Source organism: Micromonospora sp. NPDC049089 (genome assembly GCF_040648775.1).
Lineage (GTDB): Bacteria > Actinomycetota > Actinomycetes > Mycobacteriales > Micromonosporaceae > Micromonospora.
The window spans coordinates 37,524-46,912 of sequence record NZ_JBEZEH010000024.1; the positions used below are offsets into that span (position 1 = coordinate 37,524).

General features: G+C 73.3%; 7 protein-coding genes. 4 read left to right on the forward strand and 3 right to left on the reverse strand.

The features are described 5' to 3' along the window. Positions 1–52: 52 nt before the first annotated feature. The 3 genes from AB0B48_RS06875 to AB0B48_RS06885 all read left to right on the forward strand — a co-directional run bounded on the left by AB0B48_RS06875 (position 53) and on the right by AB0B48_RS06885 (position 6,250). Entirely contained in the window at positions 53–2,716 is a 2,664-nt protein-coding gene (locus AB0B48_RS06875) for a hypothetical protein (RefSeq protein WP_357197011.1), read from the forward strand. A 97-nt stretch (positions 2,717–2,813) separates the two neighbouring features. Then, positions 2,814–5,360 (forward strand): FtsK/SpoIIIE domain-containing protein, encoded by a 2,547-nt coding sequence (locus AB0B48_RS06880; RefSeq protein ID WP_357197014.1) that lies wholly within the window; start codon positions 2,814–2,816, stop codon positions 5,358–5,360. A 2-nt stretch (positions 5,361–5,362) separates the two neighbouring features. Beyond that, positions 5,363–6,250 carry a hypothetical protein gene (locus tag AB0B48_RS06885; protein WP_357197017.1) on the forward strand — a complete coding sequence of 296 codons (888 nt, stop codon included), beginning with the start codon at positions 5,363–5,365 and terminating at the stop codon, positions 6,248–6,250. A gap of 61 nt (positions 6,251–6,311) precedes the next feature. Here AB0B48_RS06885 and AB0B48_RS06890 read toward each other — a convergent pair whose 3' ends face one another. Next, the gene (locus AB0B48_RS06890) at positions 6,312–6,869 is read right to left on the reverse strand and encodes a hypothetical protein (RefSeq protein ID WP_357197020.1); all 558 of its coding nucleotides are present in this window, start codon (positions 6,867–6,869) and stop codon (positions 6,312–6,314) included. A 412-nt stretch (positions 6,870–7,281) separates the two neighbouring features. On the opposite strand from AB0B48_RS06890, the gene AB0B48_RS06895 reads away from it, so the two are divergent. After that, positions 7,282–7,545, forward strand: coding sequence for a DUF6244 family protein (locus AB0B48_RS06895; protein WP_357197022.1), 264 nt, complete (start codon positions 7,282–7,284; stop codon positions 7,543–7,545). 150 nt (positions 7,546–7,695) lie between these two features. Here the strand turns inward: AB0B48_RS06895 and AB0B48_RS06900 are convergent, their stop codons facing one another. Both AB0B48_RS06900 and AB0B48_RS06905 read right to left on the reverse strand, forming a co-directional pair. Beyond that, the gene (locus AB0B48_RS06900) at positions 7,696–8,106 is read right to left on the reverse strand and encodes a hypothetical protein (RefSeq protein ID WP_357197025.1); all 411 of its coding nucleotides are present in this window, start codon (positions 8,104–8,106) and stop codon (positions 7,696–7,698) included. A gap of 164 nt (positions 8,107–8,270) precedes the next feature. Continuing rightward, complete coding sequence (locus tag AB0B48_RS06905; protein WP_357197028.1) at positions 8,271–9,257, reverse strand: SEC-C domain-containing protein; 987 nt, start codon at positions 9,255–9,257, stop codon at positions 8,271–8,273. Between the last annotated feature and the right edge of the window lie 132 nt (positions 9,258–9,389).

Consider the following 9,389-nt stretch of genomic DNA (forward strand, 5'->3'; position numbering starts at 1 on the left):
CTGTGTTGATCGGAGGTGACACGTGCGGCGCTCGGAGTTACCCAGGCGGGAGTTGACCGGCCAACGACAGTCGACCGCTGGTCGGGAACGCCTGCCGGCCGGCGGCTTGGAGTTGTTCACGCTGCTCGCCCGGCTGCTGCGGCGACCCCGCCGCGGCGAGCGCCGGCTGCCGCTGCTGTGGCTGGTCCGCTCCGACACCGCGGATCTGATGGTGCCGCTGCGCCGGTTCCTCGGCCAGGGCCCCCGGCGGCGGGTCCCGCACGCCGTGCTGGACGCCGACGCGCCGACCGGCGCCGGGGACGTGCCGGCGCTGCTGCGCGAGCTGCACCGGCAGCTCTCCCTGGAGGCCTTCGGTGCCGCCCGGCTGCGCTTCCGGCACTATCCGCTCGCCGACTGGCTGATGCAGCAGAGCCTCAACCTGGGCATCGACGCCGACGACAGCCGCGCGGCCCTGGTCCGCCGGCTGCGCGACCGCAGGGGCCCGCGCACGCCGGAGGCGGTGCCCTCCGGCGGCGACGCGGTCAGCATCGTCTCGCAGGTGCTGCTCTGGCTGGTCCGTCGCGCCGTGCCGGGCGTGCTCTTCCGCGCCGCCGTCTCCGGTCGGGTGCCGGTGCTCGGGCGGCACTACAACTGGTTCATGCGCCAGCAGTATCTGGCGCCCCGGCAATCGGTCACCTTCCTCGGTTTCGCCGAGCGTCTCACCGCCGGCTGGCGCGACGGGGAGCAACCCGACCAGGTCAACAAGCTGCTGCTGCACGCGTTCCTGGAGGACCTGCGGCAGGCGTACCGGCGTCGCCCGTGGCGCCTGTCAGACTGGCGGCGCACCGCGTACCCGGCTCTGCTGATCGATCACGTCGCCCCCGGCAACGTCGGCGGGGAACTGGTCCGCCTGATCGGTGACGTTCGCACCGAGACCGGCCGCAACGACCCGCTGCTGATCGTCGCGTCCGGTGGGCAACCCCCACCGGACCTGCCCGAACCGCACCCGTTGACCGAGGCCGACGAGGCGTACGACGAGTGGGCCGGTGCGCTGCCGGAGATGCGACGGCTGCGCCGCCCGGCCACCTGGCTGGTGGCGCTGCGCCCCGACGAGACCAACACCGGCCCACCGTCGCGTGGCGGGATGCGGCCCTTCTCCGCGCCCGACCCGCCGTGGTGGTCGCGGCGCTTCCTGCCGACGGCGCTCTGCCTGGTGCTGGTGGCGGTGCTCGGCCTGTGGGTGGCCAGCCGGTGGGGGCCGGGCTGTCACCCCTCGCTCACCGGCCAGGTCTCGGTCGAGGTGGCCGGCAGCGGCGAGTGTGTCGGCTACAGCGACAGCGCCGCCCAGGTGTTCAACAACGACCCCGGCCAGGACCGGCTGCGCACAGTTCAGGAGCGCATCTTCGCGCAGAACCGCGCCGCCGAGGAGGTCTGGCAGCGCAGCGACCGGCGGCGGCCCTTCCTCACCCTGGTCTACCTCGGCACCCTCACCGGCAACCGGACCCGCGCGGACGAGGAGTCGTACGTCTCCGAGCGCGAGGAGCTCGAAGGGATGGCCACCGCCCAGTACGCGTTGCTGAAGGAGTCGGCCGGCGCCGACGGCGCCGCGCTGCTGCGGATCGTGGTCGCCAACGCCGGCCGCCAGATGATCTACGCCGACCGGGCGGTGGCGATGCTGGCCGAGCTGGCCCGGGACGACCCCACGGTGCTCGGGGTGGTCGGGCTGGTGGAGAGCCGCACCAGCACTGCCCGCGCGCTGCGCGAGCTGAACCAGGTCGGGCTGCCGGTGCTGGCGCCCACCCTCTCGGCCGACAAGATGGACGCCAACTCCCGCCTCTACCTCCAGATCTCCGCACCGAACAAGGACCAGGTGAAGCTGGTCGACGCGTACGCCAGGCAGGTGCTGAAGGTCGACGAGGCGCACGTCTTCTACACCACCCTGGAGGGCAGCACGCTCACCGAGGACCTCTACGTCGGCACCCTCGTCGACGGGCTCCGACAGCAGTTCGGCCCCCGGATCACCCGCCTCGACGAGTGGCGCACCGGGCAGCGGCTGACCGACGAGTGCGGCTACCCCGGGCTGCTCTTCTACGCGGGCCGATGGTCGGAGTTCGACGGTTTCCTGCGGGCCCTGCGCGAGTGCGGCGGCAACCCGCCCCGACACCTCGTCGCCGACGACTCGGCCAACCGGTACATGGCCAACCCGGGGCTGCGCGCCGCCGCACCCGGCAACCTGCCCGTCACGTACGTCTCCAAGGCGGCCCTGGCCACCTGCGCGGCGCTGCGGGCCGCCCAGGACCGGCGCGACGACGCCCGGGCGACCTTCCTGTCCTGGATCCAGGCCGACGACCTGCTCGACCCGCCGCGCTGCCGGCCCGACTCCGAAGAGCAGGTCGGTGAGCGGGTCAGTCTCGCCTACGACGCGTCGATGATGCTCATCCGGGCCGTGGAGAGCCTCGCCGCCCGGCTGCACCACGCCGACCCGCGGCAACGTTGGGAACCGGACTCGGTCAACCCGGTGGCCGTGCACGCGGAAGTGCTCCGGCAGAACGCCGGGCAGGGCTACCCGGGGGTGGCCGGGCTGATCCGGTTCACGCCCGACTCGGGGGAGCCGGTCGACAAGCGACTGGCCCTGATGCGGGTCGAGCAGGTGCCCGACGTGGCGAAGGCGCCGGTGGAGGTGTTCCGCTGCGGGGCGGCCGACGGGTCCGGCCCGGCGGCGTGCGGCCCGGCCTGACCGGTCCGGCGTGACACGTCCTCGCAGGACTGTCCGGGTGCCACCGGTGTCCGTTAGGGTTCCTGGGACCAGGCGGCCGTGGCGTTGGGGGCAGAGGGTGGGCAGGCTCGCGTCGGCGTACGGGCAGGCGGTCAACTCCCACCGGGCGGCTCGCGCGCATCTGGACACCGCCCGCACCGCCCTGGGAGCGGCACCGACCGCCGTCGCGCCGGCCGGCGCCGACGACCTGGTGACCCGCCTCGCCCGCCTCGGCGGTGCCCTGGCCACCCCCGCCCCGGGCGTCACCCCGCTGACCGACGAGCCGGCCGCGGTGCGGATCGGCGAGGCGTCCACAGCGGACGGCGGCTTTCCGGTGCTGGTCCCGCTCGGCGGCGGCCACCACCTCGCCCTGGACACCGACGCCCGGGACCCGCAGGTCGCCGGGCTGCTGCGGGCGCTGGTGCTGCGGTTGGTCGCCACCGCGCCGCCCGGCCAGGTCCGCGTCGCCGGCATCGACACGGCCGCGCTCGGTGCCACCTTCGGCCCGCTGCGACCACTGCTCGACGCCGGGGTGCTCGACCCGCCGGCCACCGGCGAGGCCGAGGTGGCCGCGCTGCTGGACGCCGCCGAGCAGCACGCCCGCGCCGCGCAGCACGGCCAGCCCGCGGCCCGTCGCCTGTTGGTGGTGGTCGCCACCGCCGCGCCGCCGCCCCGCGAGTTGGCCCGGCTCGCCGCGCTCACCCACGCCGGCCCGGCCGCCGCCGTGTGCGTGCTGCTCGCCGGCCACCCGTCCCGGCTGCCCGGCGAGACCACGCTGCCACTGGGCGGCACCACAGCAATACGGCTCAACCGGGGGTACGCGCACGTCGGCGACCCACCCGGCACCCCGTTCAGCGCCGACGGCAGCGGGCTCGCCGCACCCGTCCTGCTCGACGGCGACCCGCCGCCGGCCTCGGTCCGCGCGCTCGCCGAGCACCTCGGCACCGCCACCCGTCGCGCCGACGCGTTGCCCTTCACCGACCTGCTGCCCGAACGGCGCTGGGCCGAGTCCGCCGGCAACGGCCTGCGTACGGTGGTCGGCCGGGTCGGCGGCGCTGCCGCCTTCGACACCGCGCTGACGCTCGCCTTCGACGACGCCACCCCGCACTGGCTGGTCGGCGGGCGCACCGGCGCCGGCAAGACCGTCTTTCTCCTCGACGTCCTCTACGGGTTGGCCGCCCGCTACTCGCCAGCCGAGTTGCAGCTCTACCTGCTCGACTTCAAGGAGGGCGTGAGCTTCACCGAGTTCGTGCCCACCGACCGGGACCCGTCCTGGTTGCCGCACGCCCGTGCCGTCGGCATCGAGTCCGACCGCGAGTACGGTCTCGCCGTGCTGCGCGAGCTGCGCCGGGAGGCGCAGCGCCGGGCCACCGCACTCAAGCGGCACGGCGTCACCAAGCTCGCCGACCTGCCCCGCGACAATCCGCTGCCGCGCATCGTGGCGGTCATCGACGAGTTCCACGTGCTGCTCGCCGGCAACGACGCGCTGGCCCGGGAGGCCGTCGACCTGCTGGAGGACCTGGCCCGCAAGGGCCGCTCGTACGGCATCCACCTGGTGCTCGCCAGCCAGAGCATGACCGGCATCGAAGCCCTTTACGGGCGGGCCGAGGCGATCTTCGGGCAGTTCGCGTTGCGGGTGGCGCTGCCCGGCGGGGGTGGGGTTCTCGACCAGCTCAACGACGCCGCCGCGGCCCTGCCGGTCGGCTCCGCCGTGGTCAACACCGCCGCTGGCGCGGTCGGCGCCGACACCGTGCTGCGCTTCCCCGACGCGCACGCCGCCACGGCGGATCTCGCCGCGTTACGCCACGACCTGTGGCAGGCCCGCCCGCCGGGCTCGCGGGCCCCAGCGGTCTTCAAGGGGTACGAAGCCGCGCGGATCGAGGACGACAGCACGTTCGCCGGGTTGCGCCCCGGTGGTCGACGCCCGATGGCACTGGTCGGTCGGACCGTCGACGTGCACGGCACCACAGCACTGTTTCTGATGGACACCACCCCCGGTCGGCACCTCGCCGTGGTGGGCACCGCGCCGACCGGCGCGGATGTGCTGCGGGCCGCGACGCTCAGCCTGGCCCGCCAGCACACCCCAGGCGACGCCCGGTTCGAGCTGGCTTGCCTGGTCGGTGCCGCCGACGCGGTCGCCGACGACACCGAAGCCGTCCTGCGGGCCGCCGGCCACCCGGTCGGACGCCTCGACGCGGCGGGGCTGCGCGACCGGATCGCCGCGCTGGCCGCCGAACCCACCGGCCGCGAATACCTTGTGGTGTTCGGCATGGACGCCGCCGCGCCCGTCCTCGGTGCCACCGACCCCGGCACGTTCCGTTCCGGCCTGGACGACCTGCGAACCCTCCTGCGTCAGGGCCCCGGGCAGGGGGTGCACCTGCTCGGTTGGTGGCGAGGGCTGCGCCGGCTCGGCGACGACCTCGGCGGCACCCAGAACCGCGACGACGTCGCCTGCCTGGTCGCGCTCAACGTGCCCGGCGCCGAACTGGCCCTGTACCTCGGAGCGCACGACCTGACCTACACGCCCCGCCCCGACCGGGCACTGCTGATCGACAGGCACGACCAGCGCACCCGGCTGATCGTCCCGTTCGTCGGCGACGGGCACGACCCGGACGGGGAGCGCTGACAGTGTCCTTCGAGGAGTACGCGGCCCTGGCCCGGCAACTCTCCGCCCAGCACCGCGCCGGGGAACAGCACGCCGCCGCCGAGTCCGCGCGCCGCCGCGACCTGCACGCCGCAGTCGACTACCTCCAGCAGCGGCTCACCGCTCAGGGGCAGCGCCTCGACCAGCTCGGCCGAGCCATCGGCGTCGACCAACCACCCGCCGCCCCCGCTGCTCCCTCCGGCCCGAGCGCGGGTCAGGGGACGGGAACGCCAGGCGAGACCGCCGCCTGGCCCGCCCCGCCGTCCGGCACCGGGTCACCCTCCGCTGCCACCGCACCCGGAACCGGGGACGGGGAACCCGCCGGCGCAAGCGGCGCGCCGGGGCGGGCGGGGGTCGGGGCGTACCCCCAGCTGCCGGCGGGGGAGGCGCGGCTGGCGCTGCCGACGGCGGTGAGCCCGGCGGGCGGCGGGGTGCCCGCGCAGCGCGCGGCCGCGGCGGACCCGGCGATGGAGTTGGAGCTGGCCCGGCGGATGGCCGACGAGGCCGACCGGCACGGGCAGCAGGCGGAGTTGCTGGCCCAGCGCCCGGCGCTGCTGCCGACGTGGTCGCCGCTGGCGAGAGCGGTCGCCGTTTACGCCGGGTGCGGCGCGGCGGCCGGGGTGCTCGTGCTGATGCTGGTGCTCGCCTCCGGGGTCGGCCTGGTGGACGGGTTCACCCTCGGAGCGTGGATCTGCGCGGGGTTGCCGGCGGTGGCGTTCTTCGGCGGCTACCTGGTGCTGGGCCGCTGGGGGCGGCCGGCCATGGTCGCCGGCACCCCGCCGCGATATCTGCCGCTCGGGTTCCTGATCTGTTTCCTGGTGGTGCCGATGGCCTACTGCGCGTACCTGCTGATGGTCCGCGGTCTGCGCTGACGACCGACCTGGAGTGGCGCCTGGTCGTCACCGCACACGGGCGCCGACTGTTGGGCACGGATCAGTCCAGGTGGTAGATGACGCCGCCTTCGTCGCTGAATTCCTGCTCAGTGCCGCTGGTCGAAGGGCTGAAGACGCGGCAGGAGCAGTCATCGGCGGGAGGCCCCGCCGACGCCTCGGCGTAGTACCAGACCTGACCCACCTCGGCCTTGAACGTGCGACTGCTGGCCCGTCCCACCTCGATCGCCCGGTGCGGTTCACACTGAGCGTCGAAGATCCACAGCACGTACGGCTCACTGGTCGTCGAGGCAGTGCCCCGCAGCGGTTCTCCCCACCGGCTTTCGGGGATCTCCCGTCGGAAGTAGACCAACGCGTCATCGCCATGGATCTTGGCGATGCAGGACCGGTAGAGCGCTGCCCGAGACGCCGGGTTCGGACTGGGCGCGGCTGTTGCCGACGACGACGACTGAAGGCTGCTGAGGATGCTCTGCCCGTCGCCGGTCGCGACGGAGACGGCCAGCAGGAGGGCGAGAAGCCCGAGGAGAGCGCCGGACAGCCCAATGACGCGAGCTCGGCGACCACGACCAGCCGATGTCGTGTCTGTTCTCTGAACCGTCAAACCCCGTCACTCCCTCGGCAAGCTGTCACCGAGTCTAGGAGGCATCGCACACGGGCGTGGTCCCGAGCTTGGGATCGCTGCTTGCCGACGGCATCCGCGTTCACATCAAGTCCGGCGAACTTGCGCCGGGAGACAAGCTGCCCTCGACCTCTGGCCCCAATTTCGTGGTGCCACTTCAGATCTTGGACAGTTTCCGTTATGAGCTAACGGAAACTGTCCAAGATCTGATCGCGTTCCGACTCGGTCGGGCCCCAGTGGGCAAACTCCGTCAGAGTCGCCAGCGTGGACGACAATGCCCACGGTGACGCGAGGGCGAGCGGCCGGTCGCGCTGGGTGCGCCAATCTCGTACGCTCCCATGTGGTCTCTGCCGGTGCGGTGGTGGAGGCGATGGTCGATCACTGGGAGGTGCGCGTGAGCGCAGCACAGATCATCGCGAGACTGGCGGCGGCGTCGCAGAAGCTGGACGAGGCGAAGGCCAAGACCGCAGCGGCAGCACAGGACGCCGCCGAGGCGCGAGCACTCGTCGCCGGCGCGCTGGAGGGCGTGGCCGCCGGTCCACTGGTCGGAATCATCGACTCGTACCGTCAGGCGCTCGCACAGGCGTCGCAGGGTGGCGACCCGGCCAAGCAGCACGTGCAGGAGACGATCGCCAAGGTGCGAGCGCTGGGAAACTGATCCCGTCACCGCTGCCGACTTCGGCTGTTCGCTCCGGCGGCAGTGATCAGGTGATGAAAAGTAGGTGTCGGAAGTGGTTCTGACCTACTTCTCATCACTTGATCATCGGGTTCCCCCGGCGGCGTCCTGCGGCGATGGTTTGGCCGCGCTTCAACGGGTGATGCGGAACGTCTGCTCGAAGTTCGGGTAGTCGCAGACGTCCTGGTTGCACAGCTCGAATCCGCCGCTGATCAGCGCGACACCCTTGTGGAGGACCAGCCCGTCGGGCTGCACCCACGCTCTCCCGGTCACGGCTTGCGGCTCGCCGGTGCAGCTGTTGAGGGGCGCCCAGCCACCTGCGTAGGCGGCCCTGTCGCCCGACCGCTGCCGGACGATCAGCTCGGTCGCGCCGGACAGGCCGGCTGGGCAGGTCACGGTGAGGGTGATGTCCACAGCGACGCCGCGGGCGACCAGGGTCGCGGACGTGACGTCGACGCTGCTTGCCGCGCTTGCCGGCGTCGGCGCCAGCACGATGGAGAGTGACAGCCCGAGTAGTGCGATGGCGGTGATGATGCGGCGCACGACGGTCCTCCTTGCCGGAGTGGGTGCTTACCTTCCGTCACCCTAGCCCTCCGCGGCACTGAGGGATATCAATCGATCGTGGGTTCGCGTTCGATGACGACGGTGCCTCCGTCCGCGCCGTCGGTCCGCACGTAGCGCCGAAAGAATCAGAGCGCCCGAAAGAATCAGCCGCGCGAGCGGGGCAGGCAGCACTTCTTGTACTTGGCGCCGGAGCCGCACCAGCAGGCGTCGTTGCGGCCGGGTGGCCAGGCGGTCACGCCGGCCTCGTCGAGGCTGTCGGCGTACTCGTCGAGGGTTTCCTCGGCGGTGGGGTCGCTGCCGGTGCGTTCGGCGAAGGTCGCCAGACCGTCGACGGTCCCGGCGACCACGCCCAGGTCGGCGCCGCCCATCGCGGACGCGTCGACGAGGGCGCGTTCGAGTTGGGCGCGGTGCTCGTCCCAGGTGGGCGGGTAGCTGTCGGCCAGCGCCGGCCAGCGCAGCAGCAGGGCGTCGAATTCCACCTGCGGCCAGAAGAGCAGCGTCGCCGGGCCGTCGTCGACGGCGTCGAGCGCGTGGGTGCTCGCGGCGCGCAGCCGGTCGGCGAGGTTGTCGTACTCGTCGTGGGGTAGGCCTGCCTCTTCGCGGAGGTCGTGCCGCCGCTGGGCCAGGCCGTAGATCATGGCCGCGGCCTCGTCCTGGGCGTCCTCGGACGCGTGCTGCTGGGTGCGGGTCCGTTCCAGGATCGCGTCGAGCGCCCCGGTGAGCCACTCCAACGCCGTGTCGGTGTGGCCGGACTCGGCCAGCTCGTCGATCAGGTACGTGGCTGCGGGGTCGGTTTCCAGCAGCGGACGCAGGGCGGTCAGCTCGGCCATGCCCTCGTCCGAGCGGCCGAGGCGCAGCAGCAGACCGCCGCGCACCGCTCGGGCGTACGCGTTGTCGTCCGGCTGCTCGGCGATGGCGCGGGTGGCCAGGGCGAGCGCGTCGGCCAGGTCGCCGGCCTGTTCCAGGATGTCCGCGGCGACCAGCAGGGCGTACCCGGTGTCGTCGGGGTCCGCTACCCGCCCCTCGTCGACGGCGCCCACCAGTTCGGCGACGAACGCGGCCGGGTCGGGGCTCTTGAGGCCCAGGGCGCCGATCTCGTCGATGCGGTCGGCGGTCAGCAACTCGGGCATGGGCGCTTCCTGAGGAACGACGGACGGGGAGCGGTCAGCGTACTCCGGAATGCGTCGCGGGGGGGGGGGGGGGCCCCCCCCGCCCCGCCACGCCGGGGGTGAGGGGGTCGGGGCGGGGGGGGGGCGGGGCCG